The organism is Ensifer sp. EB106-03-01-XG145 (assembly GCF_058792075.1).
In genome coordinates this window covers 25,468-48,366 of record NZ_JBYTEC010000013.1, presented here as the reverse complement: position 1 = coordinate 48,366, position 22,899 = coordinate 25,468, and the positions used below count along the sequence as shown (strand labels likewise).

At 63.7% G+C, this 22,899-nt stretch carries 22 protein-coding genes and 1 riboswitch; of the genes, 15 read left to right on the top strand and 7 right to left on the bottom strand.

The window, feature by feature from the left end:
- Positions 1-3: 3 nt before the first annotated feature.
- From AC3WWH_RS25315 to AC3WWH_RS25245, 15 genes are all read left to right on the top strand, one after another.
- Positions 4-861 (top strand): carbohydrate ABC transporter permease, encoded by an 858-nt coding sequence (locus AC3WWH_RS25315; RefSeq protein ID WP_057253349.1) that lies wholly within the window; start codon positions 4-6, stop codon positions 859-861.
- Between the two features lie 3 nt (positions 862-864).
- Entirely contained in the window at positions 865-1,983 is a 1,119-nt protein-coding gene (locus AC3WWH_RS25310; RefSeq protein WP_058321838.1) for an ABC transporter ATP-binding protein, read from the top strand.
- Positions 1,980-3,104, top strand: coding sequence for an ABC transporter ATP-binding protein (locus AC3WWH_RS25305; RefSeq protein ID WP_058321839.1), 1,125 nt, complete (start codon positions 1,980-1,982; stop codon positions 3,102-3,104). The genes AC3WWH_RS25310 and AC3WWH_RS25305 overlap by 4 nt, the downstream gene beginning before the upstream one ends.
- The gene (locus tag AC3WWH_RS25300) at positions 3,104-4,681 is read left to right on the top strand and encodes an FGGY-family carbohydrate kinase (protein ID WP_057253356.1); all 1,578 of its coding nucleotides are present in this window, start codon (positions 3,104-3,106) and stop codon (positions 4,679-4,681) included. Before AC3WWH_RS25305 ends, AC3WWH_RS25300 begins: the two co-directional genes overlap by 1 nt.
- On the top strand, positions 4,678-5,715 hold the full coding sequence (locus AC3WWH_RS25295; protein WP_058321840.1) for a 2-hydroxyacid dehydrogenase: 1,038 nt from the start codon (positions 4,678-4,680) through the stop codon (positions 5,713-5,715). Before AC3WWH_RS25300 ends, AC3WWH_RS25295 begins: the two co-directional genes overlap by 4 nt.
- Before the next feature lie 10 nt (positions 5,716-5,725).
- A complete protein-coding gene (locus AC3WWH_RS25290; RefSeq protein WP_058321841.1) occupies positions 5,726-6,388 on the top strand; it encodes a class II aldolase/adducin family protein in 663 nt (220 codons plus the stop codon).
- Between the two features lie 12 nt (positions 6,389-6,400).
- Positions 6,401-7,936, top strand: coding sequence for a glycerol-3-phosphate dehydrogenase (locus tag AC3WWH_RS25285; RefSeq protein WP_058321868.1), 1,536 nt, complete (start codon positions 6,401-6,403; stop codon positions 7,934-7,936).
- Between the two features lie 11 nt (positions 7,937-7,947).
- Positions 7,948-9,000, top strand: a complete 1,053-nt coding sequence (locus AC3WWH_RS25280) for a class II aldolase/adducin family protein (RefSeq protein ID WP_058321842.1) — start codon at positions 7,948-7,950, stop codon at positions 8,998-9,000.
- Positions 8,997-10,283: an FGGY-family carbohydrate kinase gene (locus AC3WWH_RS25275; RefSeq protein WP_058321843.1), complete on the top strand. Its 1,287-nt coding sequence runs from the start codon at positions 8,997-8,999 to the stop codon at positions 10,281-10,283. The genes AC3WWH_RS25280 and AC3WWH_RS25275 overlap by 4 nt, the downstream gene beginning before the upstream one ends.
- Complete coding sequence (locus AC3WWH_RS25270; RefSeq protein WP_057253367.1) at positions 10,280-11,125, top strand: TIGR01459 family HAD-type hydrolase; 846 nt, start codon at positions 10,280-10,282, stop codon at positions 11,123-11,125. The genes AC3WWH_RS25275 and AC3WWH_RS25270 overlap by 4 nt, the downstream gene beginning before the upstream one ends.
- Positions 11,126-11,139: 14 nt before the next feature.
- On the top strand, positions 11,140-12,078 hold the full coding sequence (locus AC3WWH_RS25265) for a sugar phosphate isomerase/epimerase family protein (RefSeq protein WP_058321844.1): 939 nt from the start codon (positions 11,140-11,142) through the stop codon (positions 12,076-12,078).
- A gap of 100 nt (positions 12,079-12,178) precedes the next feature.
- Positions 12,179-12,964, top strand: coding sequence for a DeoR/GlpR family DNA-binding transcription regulator (locus tag AC3WWH_RS25260; RefSeq protein ID WP_058321845.1), 786 nt, complete (start codon positions 12,179-12,181; stop codon positions 12,962-12,964).
- Positions 12,961-13,728 carry a triose-phosphate isomerase gene (locus AC3WWH_RS25255; protein ID WP_058321846.1) on the top strand — a complete coding sequence of 256 codons (768 nt, stop codon included), beginning with the start codon at positions 12,961-12,963 and terminating at the stop codon, positions 13,726-13,728. The genes AC3WWH_RS25260 and AC3WWH_RS25255 overlap by 4 nt, the downstream gene beginning before the upstream one ends.
- A 43-nt stretch (positions 13,729-13,771) precedes the next feature.
- On the top strand, positions 13,772-14,215 hold the full coding sequence (gene derI, locus AC3WWH_RS25250; protein WP_058321847.1) for a D-erythrulose-4-phosphate isomerase: 444 nt from the start codon (positions 13,772-13,774) through the stop codon (positions 14,213-14,215).
- A gap of 207 nt (positions 14,216-14,422) precedes the next feature.
- Positions 14,423-15,706, top strand: coding sequence for a low temperature requirement protein A (locus AC3WWH_RS25245; RefSeq protein WP_058321848.1), 1,284 nt, complete (start codon positions 14,423-14,425; stop codon positions 15,704-15,706).
- A 378-nt stretch (positions 15,707-16,084) separates the two neighbouring features.
- Here AC3WWH_RS25245 and AC3WWH_RS25240 read toward each other — a convergent pair whose 3' ends face one another.
- The 7 genes from AC3WWH_RS25240 to AC3WWH_RS25210 form a co-directional block, all read right to left on the bottom strand.
- Positions 16,085-16,558 (bottom strand): 6,7-dimethyl-8-ribityllumazine synthase, encoded by a 474-nt coding sequence (locus AC3WWH_RS25240; RefSeq protein WP_058321849.1) that lies wholly within the window; start codon positions 16,556-16,558, stop codon positions 16,085-16,087.
- A gap of 91 nt (positions 16,559-16,649) precedes the next feature.
- A riboswitch (FMN riboswitch) is annotated at positions 16,650-16,800 on the bottom strand.
- Between the two features lie 491 nt (positions 16,801-17,291).
- Positions 17,292-17,636, bottom strand: a complete 345-nt coding sequence (locus AC3WWH_RS25235; RefSeq protein ID WP_063891459.1) for a TfoX/Sxy family protein — start codon at positions 17,634-17,636, stop codon at positions 17,292-17,294.
- Positions 17,637-17,731: 95 nt separating this feature from the next.
- Complete coding sequence (locus AC3WWH_RS25230; RefSeq protein WP_057253378.1) at positions 17,732-18,793, bottom strand: ABC transporter ATP-binding protein; 1,062 nt, start codon at positions 18,791-18,793, stop codon at positions 17,732-17,734.
- Between the two features lie 11 nt (positions 18,794-18,804).
- Entirely contained in the window at positions 18,805-19,587 is a 783-nt protein-coding gene (locus tag AC3WWH_RS25225; RefSeq protein ID WP_057253380.1) for an ABC transporter permease, read from the bottom strand.
- Positions 19,584-20,465, bottom strand: coding sequence for an ABC transporter permease (locus AC3WWH_RS25220; RefSeq protein WP_057253381.1), 882 nt, complete (start codon positions 20,463-20,465; stop codon positions 19,584-19,586). Before AC3WWH_RS25220 ends, AC3WWH_RS25225 begins: the two co-directional genes overlap by 4 nt.
- Positions 20,466-20,651: 186 nt before the next feature.
- A complete protein-coding gene (locus tag AC3WWH_RS25215) occupies positions 20,652-21,758 on the bottom strand; it encodes an ABC transporter substrate-binding protein (protein WP_058321851.1) in 1,107 nt (368 codons plus the stop codon).
- Positions 21,759-21,963: 205 nt separating this feature from the next.
- Positions 21,964-22,842 (bottom strand): MurR/RpiR family transcriptional regulator, encoded by an 879-nt coding sequence (locus AC3WWH_RS25210; protein WP_492377318.1) that lies wholly within the window; start codon positions 22,840-22,842, stop codon positions 21,964-21,966.
- Positions 22,843-22,899 lie beyond the last annotated feature (57 nt).

The window sequence follows — 22,899 nt, the reverse complement described above, 5'->3', positions numbered from 1 at the left end:
CCAATGGAAACCATGTCTCCGCTCGAACGGGTCTTGCGCGGTCTCGCCCTCACGCTCGTCGTCGTCTTCTTCATGTTCCCGATCTTCTGGATCTTCCTGATGTCGTTCCAGACGAACGAGACGATCCTCGCAATCCCACCGTCGATCGTGTTCTCGCCGACGCTCTCGAACTATGCGGCGCTGATCACCGGCAAGCTGCAGACGGCGGCCGGTACGCTCGACATCGCCTTCATGCGCAATCTCGGCAACTCGATCTTCCTGTCGGTCGCCTCCGTTGCCGTAGCGCTCGTGCTCGGCGTGCCCGCGGCCTATGCGTTTGCCCGCCACAAGTTCAAAGGTTCGGAGGACATCGCGTTTACGCTGCTGTCCTTCCGCTTCGCGCCGCCTCTCCTGGTGCTACTGCCGCTGACGCAGTATTTCCAGTGGCTCGGCCTCTCCAACACCTATTTCGGCCTGATCTGGGTCTACCAGCTCATCTGCCTGCCACTCATCCTCTGGATCGTGCGCGGCTACTTCGAGGATATCTCGGCCGACGTCGAATATGCCTATCGCATCGCCGGCCATTCCTGGTTCGCGACCTTCCGCAAGATCGCCCTGCCGCTCGCCGGACCCGGCATTGCCGCCGCCGGCCTGCTCGCCTTCATCTTCGCCTGGAACAACTTCGTCTTCGCGCTGGTGCTGGCGTCCGCCGACAAGCAGCCGGTGACCGTCGGGGCGCTTGCCTTCGTCACGTCCTCGGGCATCCAGTACGGGCAGATCGCCGCCGCCATCGTGCTCTCGGTCACGCCGACGCTCGCACTTGCACTCTACGCCCAGCGCTACCTCGTCGAAGGCCTGTCGCTCGGCGCGGTGAAAGGGTAACTCATGACCACGCTGCAACTGAAGAATATCGTCAAGCGCTACAAGAGCCAGACGGTTCTCGACGACCTGACGCTCGACGTCGCCGATGGCGAGCGGCTGGTGCTCTTCGGCCCTTCCGGTGCCGGCAAGACCGTGCTGCTGCGATTGGTCGCCGGCGTCATCGAGCCGGACGAGGGCAGGGTGCTGATCGGCGGCGAGGACATGACCGACGTCGATGCCGAGCATCGCGGCGTCGGCATGGCCTTCCAGAACTTTGCGCTCTTCCCGCACATGAGCGCCTTCGACAATATCGCAAGCCCGCTGACGGCGACGAAATCGTCGAAGGACAGGATCGCCGCCGGCGTGCAGAAGGTCGCGAAACTGCTGAAGATCGACCATGTGCTGAGCCATCACCCAAAGGCGCTTTCCAACGGCCAGAAGCAGCGGACCGCGCTTGCCCGCGCGCTCGTCGGCTCGCCGCCGCTTCTGCTGCTGGATGATCCCTTGCGCAACGTCGATGCAAAGCTCCGCTTCGAGATGCGGCTGGAACTGCCGCGGCTGCTCGCGGCGCAAGGCGCAACCGTCGTCTACGTCACCCAGGACTACAAGGAGGCGATGGCGCTCGGTGACCGCATCGCCGTCATGGCCGCTGGCCGCATCCGCCAGGTCGGAACGCCGCAGGAAATCTACAATGCGCCGGCTGATATCGAGATCGCGCGGCTCTTCGGCGATCCCACCATCAACCTGCTCGATGTCGTGCCGCAGCGTGGCGGTGAAGGCGTCTTCGTCGAACTCTCGAATGTCCGGGTACGCCTTGCCGATTATGATGCCGATGTCGCGGGTAAGGAATGCGTCCTCGGCCTGCGGCCGGAGGCGATCAGCTTTGCCGATGCCGTTGCACCCGGCGCGATCCCCGTGACGGTGGAGGCGGAAACGCCGCTCAACGAAAAGACCGTGACGCTGGCACTGACCGCGCGTGGCCGCGAAATCCTGGTGTCGCGTCCGGCTGGTACGCCTGGTCCGGTCGCAGGCCCGGCCCATATTGCCGTCAATGGCATGCAGGCCTTCCTCTTCGACAAGACGAGCGGCGCCCTGCTGCCGCGCGCCGACCTCGCAGCCAAGCGCAGTGGAGAAGCGGCATGACCGACACCGCTCTTTTGATCAAGGACGTCGACAAGTTCTACGGCCCTGTCGATTACGGCGTGCATGCCGTGAAGAAGCTGAACATGGATGTTCAGAAGGGCGAGATCATCGCGCTGCTCGGCTCGTCCGGCTGCGGCAAGACCTCGACATTGCGGATGATCGCCGGCTTCGAGGCGGTCTCGCGTGGCACGATCTCGCTTGCCGGCCGTGCGGTCCAGACCCTGCCGCCGGTGCGCCGCAACGTCGCCATGGCGTTTGAGGGTTATTCGCTCTACCCGCCGCTGACGGTGCGCGAGAACATCGCCTTCGCGCTGAAGGCGTCGAAGCTTTCGCAGGGCGTCGTCGACGAGAAGGTCGCTGGTATCGCCAAGCTTCTGGAAATCGAGGACATCCTCGGGCGCTACCCGAGCTCGATTTCCGGCGGCCAGCAGCAACGCGCCTCGCTTGGGCGCGCTCTCATCCGCGATGCCAACCTGCATCTGCTCGACGAGCCGATGGGACAACTGGAGCCGCAGCTTCGCGCACTGCTTCGCGGTCGCATCAAGCACTACATCAAGGAGCGCGGGCTGACGGCGATCCTCGTCACCCACGACCAGACGGAGGCGAACGCGCTCGCCGACCGCATCGCCGTCATGGAAGGCGGGGTGCTGCAGCAGTTCGACACCCCGCAGAAGATCAAGGAGCGGCCGGCCAATCTCTTCACCGGCACCTTCGTCGGCGAGCCGCCGATGAACGTCTTCGAGGCCAGCGTTTCGGGATCGGAGAGCAAAGTTGCCTTCGGCCTCAAGGATGGCGTGCGGCTCGAATATTCAGCCTCGGACTTCTCGCATGCGGTGCGTGATGCGCTGGTTCAGCGGCAGAAGGTGGTGCTCGGCATCCGGCCCTATTCGGTGCGCCGCAGCGCCGACGGCGTCACCGGCCGCGTGGCCGTCAACCAATGGCTGGGTGACCAGACCCATATCGCCGCGGATTTTGCCGGCGGCACCATGGTGCTGGTCGAGCACGACCGGACGGAGCTTGATGTCGGCCAGCCGATCGGCATCCATCTCGACCCGTCGAGCCTGCATGTCTTCGACGGCGAAAGCGGCCGGGCGATCAGCCATGGACAGGAGCTCGCCTGATGCGGGACATCCTCATCGGCATAGATGCGGGTACGTCGGTCATCAAATCGGTGGCCTTCGACCTGCGCGGTCGGCAGATCGCCATGGCGGCCCTGCCGAACGCCTATGAGGCCGTGGGCCGCGCCGGCAGCGTGCAAGATCTCGACCGGACCTGGGCCGATGCGGCAGCGACGCTCAAGCAGCTCTCCGACAAGATCGAAAACCTCCCTGGCCGTGTTGCCGCGATCGCGGTGACCGGTCAGGGGGACGGCACCTGGATGATCGACAGGGACGGCGCGCCTGTCGGCAAGGGCTGGCTCTGGCTCGATGCGCGCGCCGGCGAGACGGTGGAGCGGCTGCGCGCCGACAGCGGCGATATCGACCGCTTTCAAAGCACGGGCGTGGGGCTCGCCGCCTGCCAGCAGGGCCCGCAGCTTCGCTGGATGCGCGACCATGCGCCCGAGATGCTCAACGGTGTCGCAACGACGTTCCATTGCAAGGACTGGCTCTATTTCAAGCTGACCGGCAAGCGGGCGACCGACCCATCCGAGGCCAATTTCAGCTTCGGCAATTTCCGCACCCGCAGCTACAACGACGACGTCATCGCCTTCCTCGGCCTCGAAAAGCTGAAGCATGTGCTGCCCGAGATCGTCGATGGTGCCTCGACCCATCACCTGCTTTCGGCCGAAGCCGCTCGCATCACGGGGCTCACCGAAGGCACGCCTGTTGTGCTCGGTTACGTCGATGTGGTCTGCACCGCGCTCGGTGCCGGCCTCTATGATCCCGGCACCGATACTGGCTGCTCGATCATCGGTTCGACCGGCATGCATATGCGACTGGCCAACGGTGCCGACGATGTGCGCCTCAACCGCGACTTGACCGGCTACACCATGTGCATGCCGATCCCGGGCACCTATGCGCAGATGCAGTCGAATATGGCAGCGACGCTCAACATCGACTGGATCCTGTCGGTGGCATCCGGGCTGCTCAAGGGCATGGGCGTCGAAAAATCGAAGGACGAACTGCTTTCCCATGTCGACGGCTGGCTTGCGGACGCCAAGGACACGCCGCTGATCTTCCAGCCCTATATCTCGGAGGCGGGCGAGCGCGGGCCTTTCGTCGACGCCTCGGCCCGCGCCTCCTTCGTCGGCCTCTCGATCACCCACGGTTTCGGCGACATGGTGAAGGCGGTCTTTGACGGGCTCGCCATGGCGGCGCGCGATTGCTACGCGGAAATGGGGCCGCTGCCGGCGCGCATCCAGCTGACGGGTGGTGCTGCCCGCAGCGCCTCGCTCCGCCGCATCCTCGGAGCGGCGCTCGGCGCCAGCGTCCAGACGAGCGAACGGGAAGAGGCGGGTGCTGCCGGTGCTGCCATGATCGCCGCCGTCTCGCTCGGCATCTATCCCTCGATGGCCGATTGCCTCGGCGATTGGGTCACCCCCTACCAACGACCGGCGGAAGCCGCCGATCCGGTGCTTAGCTGTCGCTTTGACGAACTCTTCCCCGCCTACCAGCAGTCGCGAACAGCGCTCAGACCCGTCTGGCACGCACTCTCCCAAGGTGTTGACGCCGGAAATCAACAGGAAAGACCGAAATGAAGAAGATAGCCATTATCGGCGACCGGTTCATGCTGCCGGACGTCTTCCGCGACAAGATCGTCGAGGCGACCGGCAACGGCCATGACATCCGCACGCTCGAACTGCCCTGGCCCGATGTGCCGATGGAGCACGGCTATGCCGTCGAAGGCATGGACGGGCTGAAGGAATACCTCGGCAAGCCCGAGGACATCGTCGGCTTCATCGGCGACGCGGAAATCCTGGTGACGCAGCTGGCGCCGCTGTCTCGGGGGATGCTGGCGGCACTGCCCGGCCTCAAGCTCGTCGCGGTCTCGCGCGGCGGACCTGTGAACATCGACATGGGTGCGGCGCGCGACGCAGGTGTGCGCGTCGTTAACACACCCGGCCGCAATGCAAGCGCCGTTGCCGAATTTACCCTCGGCGCGATCCTCGCCGAGACGCGGCTGATCCGCACCGGCCATGAGGCGCTGCGGAAGGGCGAATGGCGCGGCGATCTCTACCGCGCCGACCGCACCGGCCGCGAACTCTGCGAAATGACCATTGGCGTCATCGGCTACGGCAATATCGGCACGAAGGTCGTGCGTCTGCTGCGCGCCTTCGGCACCAAGGTGCTGGTGCACGACCCCTATGTGCAGCTTTCGGCGGACGACCTCAATGCTGGCGTCGAGCAGGTCTCGCTCGACGATCTTCTGTCCCGCTCGGACCTCGTGACGCTGCATCCCCGCGTCACGGAGGAGACGCGCAATATGATGAACGCCGAGACCTTCGCCAAGATGAAGCCGGGCGCGATCTTCGTGAACACGGCGCGTGGCCCGCTCTGCGACTACGACGCGCTCTATGAAAACCTGCTGAGCGGCCATCTCTCGGCGGCGATGCTGGAGACCTTCGCCGTGGAGCCGGTACCGGAGGATTGGCCGCTGCTGCAACTCCCCAATGTGACGCTGACGCCGCATATCGCCGGCGCCTCGGTGCGCACCGTGACCTTTGCCGCCGAAATGGCGGCCGAGGAAGTCCGCCGCTACATCGCCGGCCTGCCGCCGGTTCATCCCTGCTGAGGTGACAGTTATGAGCGAACGCGAACTGCGCCAGTCGATCGTCGACCATTGCCGCCACATGAACGCCATCGGGCTCAACCAGGGCACGTCGGGCAATATCAGCCTGCGCCACGGCGAGACCATGCTGGTGACGCCCTCGGGCATTCCCTATGACGAGATGACGGCCGAGATGATCGTCGCCATGCCGATCGAGGGCGAACACGGAAGCTGGTCAGGGCCGAAGAAGCCGTCGGTCGAATGGCCGTTTCACCTGGACATCCTGCGCGCTCGGCCGGAGGTCGGTGCCGTCGTCCACACCCATGCGATGTATTCGACCATTCTGGCGATCGCCCGCAAGCCGATCCCGGCCTGCCACTACATGATCGCGGCCTTCGGCGGCAGTGATGTGCGCGTCGCGGACTACGAGCGCTATGGCACCAAGGCGCTCTCCGACAGCGTCTTGCGCGCCCTCGAAGGCCGCAGTGCCTGCCTGATGGCGAACCACGGCATGATCGCGACCGGCGCGAGCCTGGAGAAGGCGATGTGGGCGGCGGTCGAGCTCGAGACGATCGCCAAGCAGTACTACCACACGCTGCTGATCGGCGGCCCGGTGCTCCTGTCGGAGGCCGAGATATCAGGCGTGATCGAGGGCTTCTCCACCTATGGCCTGCAGGACAAGACGAAGGCGGCGTGAGGCATGGCGGCGATGGCGACAGGAGTAACGACGGTGGGTTCCGAGACCAGAGTGTATGATCTGTTTGTCATCGGCGGCGGCGTCAATGGCGCGGGCATTGCGCGCGACGCCGCCGGGCGAGGGCTTTCGGTTCTCTTGTGCGAGAAGGACGATCTGGCGCAGGGCACGAGCTCGCGTTCGGGCAAGCTGGTGCATGGCGGTCTGCGCTATCTCGAATATTACGAGTTTCGTCTGGTGCGCGAGGCGCTGATCGAACGCGAGGTGCTGCTTCAGTCCGCGCCGCACATCATCTGGCCGATGCGTTTCGTGCTGCCGCACAACCCGGAGGATCGGCCGGCCTGGCTCGTGCGGCTCGGGCTCTTCCTCTATGACCATCTCGGCGGACGCAAACGGCTGCCGGGGACGCGGAGCCTCAATCTTTCGACCGCGCCTGAGGGCGCGCCGATCAAGCGCGAGTATCGCAGGGCGTTCGAGTATTCCGACTGTTGGGTGGATGACGCCCGCCTCGTGGTTCTGAACGCGCTCGATGCACGCTCCCGTGGCGCCCGGGTCTTGACGCGCACCGCCTGCAGCGCGATCCGCCGGCGGGACGGGCTCTGGTTTATCGAGATGACCGATACGCGAACCGGGGCGAAGACCGAGGCGAGGGCGCGGTGTGTGGTCAACACGGCCGGCCCCTGGGTCAACGACGTCATCGGCCGGATCGGCGGGCTGAACTCCAGCCGCAGCGTGCGCCTGGTCAAGGGCAGCCACATCGTCGTGCCGAAGTTCTGGGAGGGACGGCAGGCCTACCTGGTGCAGAACCCGGACAAGCGGGTGATCTTCATCAACCCCTACCAGAATGACCTGGCGCTGATCGGGACGACGGATATCCCTTACGAAGGCCGGCCGGAGGACGTATCGGCCGACGGCAACGAGATCAGCTATCTGCTGAAGTCGGTAAACCGCTACTTCAAGCAACAACTGACCTCTGACGATATCGTCTACAGCTTTTCCGGCGTGCGCCCGCTCTATGACGACAACGCCGAGAACCCCTCCGCCGTCACCCGCGACTATATTTTCGAGGTCGATGCGGCCGATGGCCAGGCGCCTCTGCTCTCGGTCTTCGGCGGCAAGATCACCACGTTCCGCAAGCTTTCCGAACATGCATTGGAACGGCTGAAACCCTTCTTCCCCAAGATGGGACCGGCCTGGACGGCACGCGCCCATCTGCCGGGCGGCGACATGGCGGATGCCGATTTCGAGCAGTTCCTGGGTGATCTCAAGGCACGCTACCGCTTTCTGCCCGCCGATCTCGCCAAGCATTATGCGCGGCTCTATGGCACCAGGACGCATGCGCTGCTTGCCGGTGCCACCGCGGTCGAGGATCTCGGGCCGGCCTTCGGCTCGCTCCTTCGCGAGCGCGAGGCGCGCTTCCTCATCGACAACGAATGGGCGCTGACGGCGGACGACATTCTTGACCGTCGGACCAAACACGGCCTGCACATGACACTGGCCGAGCGGCAGGCCTTCACCCATTGGCTGGAACGTCAGCAGGCGGCGGCTTGAAGGAGACCGAGATGCGAAGTCTGGAATTCGAAGCGCTTCTCGATCTTTCGGCCCGTATCGGGTCGGATCCGCTGCTGGTGCAGGGGGCGGGCGGCAACACCTCGATCAAGGAGGGTGGGGCGCTCTGGATCAAGGCCTCGGGGCTCTGGCTGGCGCATGCCCGCCAGCGCGACGTCATGGTGCCAGTGGCGCTCGATCCGTTGCTCGATGCGCTGGAGCGCAATGATCCGGCGACGGAGAAGGCCCAGGACTTCGTGATTGCCGAGCGCAACCCCTCTGGCCTGCGCCCTTCGATCGAAACGACGGTGCATGCGCTGATGCCGCAGAGGGTGGTGGTGCATGTGCATTGCGTCGAGACGATCGCGACGGCGGTGCAGACGATCGGTGCCGCGATCGCCGCCGAGCGGCTTTCCGGTTTCCCGCATGTCTTTGTGCCCTATGCCCGGCCAGGCCTGCCGCTTGCCCGGGCGATCGCCGAACGGGTGCAGGACAACACCTCGGCGCTGGTTCTCGGCAACCATGGCCTCGTCGTCGCTGCTGATAGCGTGACGGATGCGGCGATCCTTTTGACCGACATCACGCGCTGCTTGACCGGGCAGAGGCGGGAGGCGCCGGCGGCTGATGTGGCGGCGCTTTCGCGGCTTGCCGTCGACAGCGACTACCGGCTGCCGGAGGATCCGTACCTGCACACGGTGGCGGCCGATCTCGACAGTTGCCGGCTTGCGGCTGGCGGCAGCCTCTATCCCGATCATGTGATCTTCCTCGGCAAGGGCGTCGTAGTAGCCGCTCCCGGCGAGACTGCCTTATCGATCGAGGAGAAGCGGCGCGCAGCCGGCGAGAGCCTGCCGCCGTTGCTGCTCTTCCCCGGCAAGGGCGTGCTGGTGCAGAAGGAAATTTCGGCCGGCGCCTTCGCCATGGCGCGGTGCCTCGCTGACGTGACGGCACGCATTCCGGCGGATGCTCGCCTGCGCTACCTGACCGAAGCGGAGAACGCCGAGCTTCTCGGCTGGGACGCGGAGAAATACCGCCAGCAGCTCAACCGTGCAGGGCAGGTACTGCAATGAGCGGCGACGATCGCAAGCTCGTGGTCGGCATCGATATCGGTACGTCGGGCGCGCGCGCAGTGGCCATGGCGGCAGATGGTAGCGTCGTCGCATCGGGTGCGGCGAAGCTTTTGTCCCACAGCGACGATCACCGCGATCCGATCGGCTGGTGGAAGGCGGTGCAGGTGGCGCTTGCCGAAGCGCTCGGCGGCATCGATCGGCAGAAGGTCTCAGCACTTTCGATCGACGGCACGTCCGGCACGGTGCTGCCGGTCGATCCGACGGGCGCGCCGCTGGCGACGCCGATGATGTACAACGACCCGGTTGGCGACCGCGCTCTTCTCGATGCGATCGCTAACCATGCGCCGCGGGAGAGCGCCGCCCATGGCGCCACATCCGGCCTTGCCAAGCTTCTCGCCTTCCAGTCGGTGCCGGATGTTTTCCGGGTGATCCATCAAGCCGATTGGCTCGCTGGGCATTTCACCGGGCTCTATGATGTCTCCGACGAAAACAATGCCCTCAAGACTGGCTACGACCCGGTATCACGCTCGTGGCCGGAGTGGATCGGAAGGACGGGAGCGCGTGTCGAGCTTTTGCCAGACGTGCTGCCAGCCGGCGCGCCGATCGCGACCATCGCGCCGGCAGCGGCTGAAGCCTTCGGGCTTTCAGCCGCCGTGGTGGTCGTTGCCGGCACCACGGACGGGTGCGCCTCGTTCCTGGCAACGGGCGCCGATCAGCCGGGGGACGGCGTCAGCGCGCTTGGCACGACTTTGACGGTGAAGATGCTCTCCGAACGGCCGCTGTTTGCGCCGGAATACGGGCTTTACAGCCACCGCATCGGCGAGATGTGGCTTGCGGGCGGGGCATCCAATACCGGCGGGGTGGTGCTCGCCGAGCATTTCTTGCCGGAAAGGATCGCCGTGCTTTCTGAGAAGATCAACCCGGTCGTCGATACCGGGCTCGACTACTATCCGCTCGTCAAACCCGGCGAGCGTTTTCCGGTCGCCGATCCGGATTTTCTGCCGCGGATGAGCCCACGGCCGGCCGATGATGCCACCTTTCTCAAGGCAATCTTCGAAGGCATCGCCGGGGTCGAGAGCCTTGCCTACCAGCGGCTGACCGAGCTCGGCGGACCGGCGCTCCGTTCGCTCCGCAGCGTCGGCGGCGGCGCGAAGAATGTGGCCTGGACCGCGATCCGCATGCGCAAGCTCGGCGTCCCATTCCTGCCGGTTCTGTCCGAAGAGGCAGCCGCCGGCACGGCGCGGCTTGCGCTTGCCGGCGCCAGAAAGGCGGGTGTGCTGTGACGGTTATCGAGACGATCGCCGGCCTCAGCGAGATTGCCGATCGCTACGACGCCTTCCTGATCGACCAGTTCGGCGTGCTGCGCGACGGGCGCGGTCCGTATCCGGTGGCGGCCGACACGCTGGTGCGGCTGAAGGATGCCGGAAAACGCATCATCATCCTCTCCAACTCGGGCAAACGTTCCGCGGAGAACGACCGTCGCCTTGTAGACATCGGCTTTGCCGCCGGCAGCTGGGACTGGTTCCTGACTTCGGGGGAGGTCGCCTGGCAGATCCTCAAGCGAGAAGGCGCAGGCAGCGCAGGCACGCCGCGCAAGTGCCTGCTGATCAGCCGTGACAACGATCTGTCGCCGATCAAAGGGCTCGACCTCGAGCGCACGACAAGCGGCGCTGATGCCGATATCGTGCTGCTTTCGGCGAGCGAAGGCGATCTCTATCCGCTCTCTCACTATGAGGCGCTGCTGGCACCGGCGGCCGCGCGTGGCGTTCCCTGCCTCTGTACCAATCCCGACAAGGTGATGCTGACGAAGACGGGTACCGCCTTTGGTGCCGGTCGCATCGCCGACCTCTACGAAGAACTTGGCGGCAAGGTGCGCTGGATCGGCAAGCCCTTCGCCGACATCTACGCGCTCGCGCTCGACTTCCTCGGTCATCCCGATCCGACGCGGGTCTGTGCCATCGGCGACAGCATAGAGCATGACATCGCCGGTGCGGCGAATGCGGGGCTGCATTCCGTGCTGGTGACGACCGGGATCCTGGAACACGCCGTGGACGAGGAACGTCGCCGGCTCTTTGCCGAGCACGGCGCGTCTCCCGATTTCATCCTTCCGAAATTTCACTGGTAGCCGGGAGTAAGGTCGTGGCCTTCACGCTGTCGCTCAACACCAATCCGCTGGTCAACCGCTTCGCCGAGGCCGACGACCTGATCGACACCATCGCCGACCAGATCCGCATCGGCTACGTGCAGTTGACCCATGAATTCGTCAATCCCGGCTGGCCGGCGGCGACGATCGCCAAGACCCTCAGACAGTTTCGGCGGGCGCTTGATCGCACCGGCGTGAAGGTCACCTCGGGCATGACCGGGCCCTATGGCCGGCTCAACCATTTCGGCCATCCGGACCCGGATGTCCGACGATACTATGTCGACTGGTTCAAGACCTTTGCCGATATCTCCGCCGAACTCGGCGCGTCCGGCATGGGCACGCAGTTCGCGATCTTCACGCTGAGGGATTACGACGATCCGGCGCGGCGCGAGGAGATGATGCGGATCGCCATCGAATGCTGGCGCGAAGTGGCAGAGCACGGCAAGGCGGCGGGGCTCTCCTACGTCTTCTGGGAGCCGATGTCGGTCGGCCGCGAATTCGGCCACACGATCGAGGAATGCCGATCGCTCGACCGGCGGCTGGCCGAGGCCGATCTGCCGATTCCGATGAAGATGATGGTCGATATCGACCATGGCGACGTCACCTCGGACAATCCCGATGATATCGATCCCTATGCCTGGGCCGGGGCGTTCCCCGAGCGCTCGCCGATCATCCACATCAAGCAGTCGTCGATGAATAAGGGCGGCCACTGGCCGTTCACCGCCGCCTACAACAGGGACGGCCGCATCACGCCCGACAAGCTGATCGGCGCAGTCAAAGCCGGTGGCGGCACCGATAACGAGATCTGCCTGGAGCTTTCCTTCCGCGAGCGCGAGCCGACCGATCACAACGTGGTCGAGATGATCCGGGAGTCCGTCGAATTCTGGGAACCTTACATCGACACGGGCTTTAATCGCCCACAGAAATCACATTGAAATATCACAAAATCACACAACAGAAATTGAAATGTAACAAATAGCTGTTATCTTCTCACTGTGAGCGCGGCCATGGCTGCGCGCGATTGGGGCTGAGACGATGAAGCCGGAAGACAGGCGACAGGCGATCATGGATGTGCTGATGGAGGCCGGTACGGCGTCTGTCGAAGACCTGTCCTTACGCTTTGGCGTCAGCAAAATGACGGTGCATCGCGACCTCGACGACCTCGAACAGGCGGGCCTGCTGCGCAAGGTGCATGGCGGCGCCTCGATCCAGTCGAGCCCACAATTCGAAAGCGACTTCCGTTACCGTGAGAAGATCGCCACCGCCGAAAAGCGGCTGATCGCCGAACATGCAGCCTCGTTGATCGAGCCGGGGCAGAGCATCCTGATCGACGACAGCTCGACGACGGGCGCGATCGCTGAGTGCATCCGCGACATCCGCCCGCTGACGGTCATCACCAACAATCTTGGCGTGATCACCAGCCTTTCGGGTACTGCCGGCATCAACGTCATCGCGCTCGGCGGCCAGTACAGCAAGAAGTTCAACGGCTTCTTCGGCATCGTCACCGACGAGGCGCTTCGGTCGCTGCGCGTCGACATCGCCTTTCTGTCGAGCTCGGCAATCGAAGGGACGACGGCCTTCCACCAGGACCAGGAGGTGGTGCAGGCCAAGCGCCTGATGGTGAAGGCGGCCAAGCGCAAATACCTGCTGGTGGACCACGACAAATTCGGGCGCTCGGCGCTCCATTTCCTGACCGGCCTCGATGCCTTCGATGCGGTGCTGACCGGCGCCGAAGTGGCTGCCGAGCATGCAGCACCACTCGAAGAGGCAGGCATTCGGCTGGTCAGGGTCGGCAATAGCAAGACATCGGAGAAAGCATGAACAAGTCCGGGCTCTGGGTCGGCACCAGCTGGAAGATGAACAAGACGCTGGCCGAGGCGATGGTCTTTGCCGATGGCCTGGCTGCTACCGATGCGACGCGCGACGATCGTGTCCAGCGCTTCGTCATCCCGCCGTTCACGGCGGTGCGCGAGGTCAAGGCGCGGCTTGCCGCAACCAGCGTCAAGGTCGGCGCGCAGAACATGCACTGGGACGATGCCGGCGCCTGGACCGGCGAGGTTTCGCCGCTGATGCTGAAGGATTGCAATCTCGACGTGGTCGAGTTGGGCCATAGCGAGCGGCGCGAACATTTCGGCGAGACGGATCGCACCGTCGGCCTGAAAACGGCGGCGGCTGTGCGCCATGGGCTGGTGCCCTTGATCTGCATCGGCGAGACACTGGCCGAGCGCGAAGCGGGCGAAGCGGACACAGTGCTGAAGCGTCAGGTCGAAGGCGCACTGGCGCTTCTCGAAGGCGAGGCGAAGAAAGCGACGATCCTGCTCGCCTATGAGCCCGTCTGGGCGATCGGCGTCAACGGCATTCCGGCGACATCAGACTATGCGGACGAGCGCCACAAGCGCATCGCTCACGTCGCCGAAGCGGCGCTCGGCAGGCGCGTGCCGGTGCTCTACGGCGGCAGCGTCAATCCCGGCAATTGCGAAGAACTGATCACTGAGCCGCATATCGACGGCCTCTTCATCGGCCGCTCCGCCTGGGACGTCGCCGGCTATCTCGACATTCTGCAGCGTGTCGTAAAGGCGATCTGAGCCTTCGGCCGCGGCAGTTCCTGAAGAATGGAAAGGAACAATCATGAAGATTGCAATCGGGGCAGACAGCGCCGGCAAGCCCCTGCTGGACGTCATCGCCGCCCATCTCGGCGGCAGGGACGACGTGGAGGTCGTGGACCTCAGCCAGTCCGGCTTTTACGCGGATCTCGCGCAGAAGTTGGCGCAGCAGGTCGTCGAGGGCAAGCACGACCGCGGCATCCTGTTCTGCGGCACCGGTATCGGCGTCTGCATCTCGGCCAACAAGGTCCCGGGCATCCGTGCAGCACTGACGCACGACACCTATTCGGCCGAGCGTGCGGCGAAGTCGAACAACGCCCAGATCATCACCATGGGCGCACGTGTCATCGGTCCGGAGCTGGCGAAGTCGATCGTCGATACCTGGCTCGCGTCCGAGTTCGACCCGAATGGTCCTTCGGCCGGCAACGTCGATGCGATCGATCGCCTGGATTCCGTCAGAGCGGGGTGAGGAAAGTGTGTGCGGTTTTCCGCCCGCATTCCTCTCTTGCTAAGGCCTGAACCCAATATCGCGACGCCCGTTGATCCTCCCTCAGGCATCGTGACGAAGCGCCCGGCAGTAATGCCGGGCGCTTTACGTGCAGCGTTCTACCTGCCTTGACGACGCTTCCGCAAATATTTGAATATGCTTGCAGATCGTTGAAAAGGGCGTCACCGCATGAGCGAAACAACCTCGACCGAGCCGCATCCGAGCAGCCATCACCACGTGGCGCGCATGAGTGGACGTGATACGCACGAACATCACAGGACTGCGACGACACTCGAACTGCTGTTCGACCTCACTTTCGTCATCGCCTTCAGCCTGGCCGCCTCGCAGCTCGCGCATCTCTTCGCCGAGGGCCACTTCACCGCAGGGCTGATCGGCTTCGGCTTTGCCACCTTCGCCATCTGCTGGGCCTGGATCAACTTCAGCTGGTTCGCTTCGGCCTACGACACCGACGACTGGATCTTTCGCAGCGTCACCATGGTGCAGATGGTCGGCGTGCTGATCCTGGCGATCGGCCTGCCGCCGATGTTCGAATCGATCGACAAGGGCGAGCACCTCAACAACGGCGTCATGGTGCTCGGCTATGTCGTCATGCGCGTCGCGATGGTCTTCCAGTGGCTGCGCGCCAGCCGGCAGGATCCGGCGCGGCGGGAAGCCTGCATGGCCTATGTGAAGGCGATCAGCGTCGCCCAGCTTGGCTGGATCGTTTTGATCTTCTTCGACTTCTCGCTGGCGGTGACCTTTGCCCTGGTCGTCGCGCTGACGGCGATCGAGATGCTCGGCCCCTACATTGCCGAGATGCACTATGGCGGCACGCCCTGGCATGCGCATCACATCGCCGAGCGTTACGGGCTGCTGGCGATCATCGCGCTCGGGGAAGGGGTGGTCGGAACGGTCGCCTCGATCTCTGCCGTGGTCGAGGGCGAGGGCTGGAACCTCGACGTTGCGCTCGTCTGCCTCGCCGGCACCGGGCTCACTTTCGGCATGTGGTGGATCTATTTCCTTTTGCCGAGCGCCGAGGTGCTGCACCACCACCGCCTCAAGCGGTCCTTCGTCTGGGGTTATGGCCACATACCGATCTTCGCCGCGATAGTCGCCACCGGCGCCGGGCTGCACGTGGCGGCCTATTATATCGAGCACAAGGCCCATATCAGCTCGGTCGCAACTGTGCTGACAGTCGCGGTTCCAGTCGGACTCTACATCGGCCTGCTCTACGCGATGTACGCGTATCTGCTGCGGCAGACGAACCGGCTGCATCTCTGGCTGCTTTGCGGCACGGCGCTGGTGCTGATCGCGTCCGTCGTCGTGGCGATGCTTGGGCTCGATATGGCGATGTGCCTGATCATCCTGACGCTCGCGCCCGTCGTCACCATCGTCGGCTACGAGGCCGGCGGCCACCGCCACCGGATGGCGGCGCTGGAGCGCAGCCTGCAGGACGGCGAGGCGGCGCGGTAGGCGCGAATTTGAGAGTCGAGACAGGGGCTTATCGGCTGGGGCTGCCGGCTTGAATCAGGTGGCTCACAAGTGGATTCAACGGGAGTGCTTGTGGCGTTCCGGGGGGCTGCGAGTTCGGCATGATCTGAGAGCAATTCTGCCCCTCACCCTAACCCTCTCCCCGCAGGCGGGGAGAGGGGACGAGAGCTCTCGCTGGCGGGATGGCTCTGATTGACCTCAGGGGGGCCGGCCGTTCTCGAGAGAGGATGAGTTTGGGTGACAAGGAGCCACGCGTGTCCTTCTCCCCGCAAGCGGGGAGAAGGTGGCCGGCAGGCCGGATGAGGGGCAGCGCGCTTACGGCGCACCCGCCAGGCAGGCTCACTTCGGAGCCGCAGACGATCAGGCGTTGACCAGCGCCAGCTTGGCGCGGGCATCCAAAATCTGCGAGCAGGCGTTGGCGGCTTCCGTGCCCTTGGTGACGAAGTGTTCGCGGAAGAAGGCAATGAGCGGTTCGCTTTCCTGGAAATTGTGCGGCGTCAGTACGGCCGAAAGCACCGGCACATTGGTGTCGAGCTGGACGCGCATCATGCCGTCGAGCACGGTGCCGGCGACGAAGTCGTGGCGGTAGATGCCGCCGTCGACGACGAAGGCGGTGCCGAGGATCGCGGCGTAGCGGCCGGTCTTTGCCAGCGTCTGCGCATGCAGCGGGATTTCGAGCGCGCCCGGCACATCGAAGATCTCAACGTCGGCAGCCGAACCGCCGAGCTTCGTCCATTGCGCGACGAAGGCATCGACGCAGCGGTCGACGATATCGGCATGCCAGCGGGCACGGACGATCGCGATCTTGGCGGCGGGGTGGGAAAAAATGGTCATGGTCTCAAGCCTTTCAGGGTTTGGCGTTTCCAATGATCCCGTCGGGCGAACATGCATGCGCGCGAGGTCCCGTCGCTGGGCCCACGTTCCTGCTTGCTCTCTTCCATCCGGACTGTGACCGTCGGCTCCGGAATTCGACCGGATCTGCTGACCTCTGGAGCGTAAGCTCCAGAGCGCTCGCGGGCTTCGGCCTTTCGGCCGCTACCGCCGGTGGGGAATTTCGCCCCGCCCTGAGAACAACGCGACTATATAGTCCGCCTGCGAGCGATCAAACGCACGGCGCGACGAAAAGAGGGGAAATCACGACAGATTTTTGCATGTCCGGCCGGAGCGCGAGAAACTCTTTCTCGTTCCGGTATTTTCGCGCTGGCTGCGGCCGACTTTATCTGCAGGGCGATCAGCTGTCGGGGATCGATGCATCACCTGTGAAAAGTCGAATAACAAGCGCGAGATATCAACGGTTCCTCACCTGGGGACGAGAACCCAGAAACCACTTGCGCACCCAGGACGATTCATAGTTAGTGCGAAGCAGAAGCAGCCTTCATCAATTTTTCTTTTGGTGACAGAAAGGCGCTCCGATTGGCGAAACTCCCCACGAAACCCGACAGTGAGCACCTCAAGCTGAAGCTTTGGGTTCTTGAGGCATCCGCGATTGGGCGGTATCCCATCACGTGTGTCTTTGTCATCGCCTTGCTGTTTATGGGTGGCAAGGCGTTTGGGATTTGGTGAAGCGCTATCCGCGCAGTTCGTCGTCTTCGGCTGAAAGTGCCCTCCCGGCCCAATGGAGAAGGGCGTCGCGATCGTCGAGGCAGTCGACAGGCGCTTCGTAGAAGCGATGCACGACCACGGTCTTGCCGCCCTTCTCATAGGTGAACGGCTGGCAACCCTCTGTGATAAGCGCGTCTTTCAGCGCCTGATCAACCCTGAAATAGAGGCGGTCCTTGATGCTGACGGCAAAGCGCTTGTCTGCGACGACGTAGGCCCAGCCGCCGAAGAAGCGGTCAATCTGAACAGGCCCGAGATCGGAGAGTTCATCCTGGATATGCCTGACGAAGGCACTTGGTTCAGCCTTGGCCATGATTGCAACCTCGCGGGTCTCCGGCAATGGTGCAACGAACCGCTGCATACTCGCTGGCGCCCTGCGCGCCAGCGTTCATCGGTCTTCTGCAAGACCTACTCGCGAATAACGAGCAGGTCCTTGGCGGCGAAGCGCAGGGTGACGTTGTCGCCCGAGACCGGCGGGGTTACGCCCGGATTGTTGAACATGTCGAAGGAGATGACATCGCCGCCGACGCGAAGCCGCGTGCGGATGACCGAGCCGAGGAAGCTCGTCGAGACGACCTCGCCGGCAAGCGCCGTATCGCCTTGCGCCCCTTCGGCAATCGAGCCCGCTTCAGGGCGCAACGCCAGCGAGATGCTGTCGCCACCCTTCATGCCGGCAATCGGGTCTTTCAGAGCCACCTGCTGGTTGCCGATCGTTACGGCGCCCGAGGCCGGATCCGCGACCTTGCCCTCGATGATGTTCAGCGTGCCGACGAAGGAAGCGACGAAGCGCGTTGACGGCGTGTTGTAGATCTCGAAGGGGGTGCCGATCTGGTCGGCACGTCCGGCATTCATGACGACGATACGATCGGAGATCGACAGCGCCTCTTCCTGGTCGTGGGTGACGAAGACCGTGGTGATGCCGAGCTGCTGCTGGATCTGCCGGATTTCTTCGCGCAGCGACACGCGGATCTTGGCGTCGAGCGCCGAAAGCGGCTCGTCGAGCAGCAGCACCTGCGGCTTGACCGCAATGGCGCGGGCAAGCGCCACGCGCTGCTGCTGGCCGCCGGAGAGCTGGTAGGGGAAGCGGTCCGCCAGGTGCTCGAGCTTGATCAGCCCGAGCATCTGCTTCACCCGTGCGTCGATCTCCGACTTGTCAGTGCCTGCGACCTTGAGGCCGAAGGCAACGTTGTCATGCACGTTCATGTTCGGAAACAGCGCATAGGCCTGAAACACCATGCCGATGTTGCGCTGGTTGGGTTTCAACGACCCTTGGTCCTTGCCGTTGATCACGATAGAGCCGGCGGAGGGTGTCTCGAAGCCGGCGATCATGCGCAGGACGGTCGTCTTGCCGCAGCCGGACGGACCCAGGAAGGAGACGAATTCGCCCTTCTCGATGTCCATGTCGAAATCGTGCACGACGTGAACAGGGCCGAAGGACTTCTTGATGCTGGTGAGTGACAGAAAACTCATGGGTGCGGTCCTCAGGCCTTGGGAGGCGCGCTTTTTTGGAAGCGCGAGACGAGCTGGATGAGGCCGAGGCAGCCCCAGGTGATGCCGAATGCGATAACGGCGAGTGCGGCAGGCTCATAGGCGCGGTTGGCGCCCAAGAGCTGCATGTACGGGCCGAAGGCCGGGCGGTTCAGAAGTGCCGCCATGGTGAACTCGCCGATGACGATGGCAAAGGTCAGGAAGGCGCCTGAAAGCACCGCGACGAGCACGTTCGGCAGAATGATCTTGGCGAGGATCGTGGCCCATCCGGCGCCGAGGCTCTGGGCGGCTTCGGTCAGGGTGGCGACGTCGATGGTGCGAAGGCCGGTGTCGACCGCGCGGTACATGTAGGGCAGAGCGAGCGTCGCGTAGCCGAACATCAGGAGGATGTTGGTCCCCGTCAGCGAGCCCGTCAGCGGCAGCCAGCTCGAGGTGTTGTAGAGCCGGATATAGCCGAAGACGATGACGATCGCCGGGATAACGAGCGGCAGAAGCGTGATGAACTCGATATAGGGGCGCAGCCGCGGCAGCTTCAGCCGGACCCAATAGGCGGTAGGTACGACGAGCAGCACGCCGAAGACGATGGTGAACAGCGCCTGCAGCACCGAATAGCTGAAGGTTTCCTGGAAGCGCGGATCGGCGAAAACCTTCTGATAGGCGTCGAAGGAATATTCGCCGCGGCGCATCTTCAAGGAGAAGTTGGTCATGCCGATGAGCGGCAGGGTGAAATAGAGGAGGCCGAAAACGAGGGCCCCCCAGGCCCAGATCTTCTTCATTTCAGCCACCTTTCGCTGCGGCCGCGCAGCCAGATGTAGATCGCGTTGGCAATGCCGGTGACGACGATCATGCCGAAGGCGAGCGCATAGCCGAGATGCGGATTGCCGAGCACGTCGCCGCGGATCTGGGCGAACAGCAGGATCGGCACGATCGACAGCGACGAGCCGGTGAGCGCGATCGCGGTCGCAACGGCGCCGAAGGCATTGGCGAAGAGCAGCGCCAGCGTGCCGAGCAGCGAGGGAAGCAGGATCGGGAAGGCGACCATGCGCCAGTACTGCAGGCCGGTGGCACCGAGGATTTCGGCGGCCTCGCGCCATTCGCGCTTCAGGCCGTCGAGCGCCGGCGTGATGATGAGGATCATCAGCGGGATCTGGAAAAAGAGGTAGGTGACTGTCAGCCCCCAGAAGGACAGGAGATTGAAGCCGAGCATTCTGAGGTCGAGACCGAAGTTCGAGCGCAGGAACACCGTAACGATGCCGACCGGGCCGAGGGTAGCGAGAAAGGCGAAGGCGAGCGGCACGCCGGCAAAGTTGGAGGCAACGCCGGAAAAGGTCAGAAGCGGCCCGCGGATGCCCTTCGGCAAGCCGCCGAAGACAATGGCCGAGGCCATGGCAAAGCCAATCAGGCAGCCGAGGAGCGCCGAGGCTATGCTGATCTTGATCGAGATCCAGTAGGCCGCAAGGATCGAGGGCGTGAACAGGCCACGGATGTTCTCGAACGTGAAGCTGCCATCCGGTGTCTGAAAGGCGCCGACCACGATCTTTGCCGTCGGCAATATCAGAAACAGCGTCACAAAGGCGGCAAAGGGCAGAATGCCCAGCCAGTGAAGCGGTAGGCGACGCGCCGGCGGGCTGGCGTCGGGTTTAGCAGATGACATTCCGTTCGCGCCCCTGAAACCGCGTTATCGACGCGGGCGTTATTGATACTTGCAAGTTAGAGCGGGGTGCGGGCTGAAACCCGCGCACATTTTTCCTCATTCCGCTCCAAAGACTTGAATTCCTTACGAATAACTTATGTCGCCCCGGCCGGAAAACCGGCCGGGGCGACATGTCTGTGGAAAGACTTACTGAACGTTCGCGCCGACGACGGAATCCCAGCCGCCGGTGACGGCAGCCTTGTTGGCATCGACTTCTTCGAGCGTCGGGAAGTAGGCCTTTTCATAAGACGCTGCCGGCGGCAGGGCGTCGATCAGTGCCTGCGGAACCTTGCCGGCCTTGACCATCGCGTTGAAGCGGGTCGGGTGGCAGAAGCCCTTGAGCCAGCCGAGCTGACCTTCGTCGGAATAGAGGTGCTCCATCCACAGCTTCGCTGCGTTCGGGTGCGGCGCGTAGGCCGAGATGCCCTGAACGTAGACGCCGGCGAGAACGCCGCTGGCCGGAACGACGACTTCGGTCGGCGGGTTGCCGTTGAGGGTCTTGGCCCAGCCGAGCGCGTTGTAGTCCCAGGCAACGATGATCGGGGTCGAGCCCTGGGCGAGCGTACCGGACTTGCCGATGACCGGAACGAAGTTGCCGGCCTTGTTGAGTTCGGCGAAGTAGCCGAGGCCAGCTTCACCGGCTTCCTTGCCCGACTTCGCACCCTTGGCGAGACCGGCGGCGAGAACGCCGAGGATCGCCTGGTTCGACGCGCGCGGATCGCCAGCGAGAGCGACCTGACCGGCATATTCCGGCTTCAGGAGATCAGCCCAGTCCTTCGGAGCGGTCTGGACAAGGTCCTTGTTCACGAGGAACGACATCACGCCGTAATAGTCGCCGTACCAGTAGCCTTCGGCGTCCTTGACGCTGTCCGGGATCTCGTCCCAGGTGGAAACCTTGTAGGGCTGCAGCAGGCCTTCGGCCTTCATCTGCGGGCCGAAGGCGAGACCGACGTCGACGACGTCAGGGGCCTGCGGACCCTTGTTGTCCTTGTTGGCCTTGACGGCTTCGACTTCGTCAGCCGAGCCCGCGTCCGGGTTCAGTTCGTTGACCTGGATTTCCGGATACTTGGTCTTGAAGGAGGCGATGACGTCGCCATAGCCGCACCAGTCGTGGGGCAGGGCGACGGTGGTCAGCATGCCTTCCTTCTTGGCGGCTTCGATGAGTTCGGCGCTCGGCTCGGCGGCGGCGATTGCGGTCGTCGCCAGGAAAACGGCGGTGGAAAGCGAAAGCAGGCGATGGGTTCTTGAAATCACTGGTGTTCTCCTTATGGGTTTAGTCAAATTCGTGGGGTATTCAGTCGATTTCGGCTAGGCTGTTAAAGAGATGCCATGAAAGTAATGTGACAGCGGTTTATCCGTTCGCGCCGCCTATGTCGTTGGAAGAACATTTCTTTTTCTGGCGGGGTGGCTCACTGTCGCACAACTGTATGAAATTCCGTGAACGGGTCGGCGAGCACTCCTAGACGGGTTTGCGAAAGATGCGGGTGGAATCGAAAAGGCCTTCGAGCGTTTTCATTCGATCCCGGGTTTCCTCCCAGTTCGAACTTTGCACCGCCTCGATCAGAGCCTCGATCAAGAACAGGATCACCACCGAGCTGTCCCAGGCCGACGGTACTTCGATCTGCGAGCGGAACACGCGGGAGGCGGATTTGGCGACCGGCGAAGTCCAGCGATCGGTGAAGAGGATGATCTCGACGCCACGCTCGCGGGCGGATGTGGCGAGCGTCGCCATCTCCTGCTCGTAGCGGCGAATATCGAACAGAATCAAGACGTCGCCCTGGCGCATATCGAGCACGTAGTGCGGCCAGGCGCTGGCGTTGGAGGCGATCTCGGTGACACCCGGACGAATGACCTGAAGATGGGTGAAGAGATAGTCGGCAAGCGCATGGGTGATGCGGCCTCCGAGCAGATAGATGCTGCGCTTGCGGTCGGCGATGAGGGCGGCGGCCTCGTCGAATTCCCGTGGATCGATCTGGGTCAGCGTCTCGCGCAGATTGCTGGTGATCGCGTCGGCGAAGCGGTTGAGCGTGTGGGTTCCCGGCGCGTTGGCGGCCCAGCGGTCGTGCTTGGTGATCGGATTGGAAATCGTCGCTTCCAGTTCCTGGTGCAGTCGCGTCTGGAAATCCGGAAAGCCGCGGAAGCCGAGTTTCTGCACCATGCGCGCGACGGTCGGGGTCGATACGCCGGCGTTCTCGGCGACCGTGGTGATCGAGCCGAGTCCCGAAACGGGATAGTTGTCGAGAAGTGTCTCTGCCAGTTGCTTCTCCGCGCGGGTCAGCGCGGTGAAGTGGGCATTGATCACATCCGACACCGTCGTCGATGTCGCCTTGCTGCTCAAAATGTCTCCCCTGAACCGATCTAGAGCCGGTTTGTGACAGATTAAACATCGCTGTCA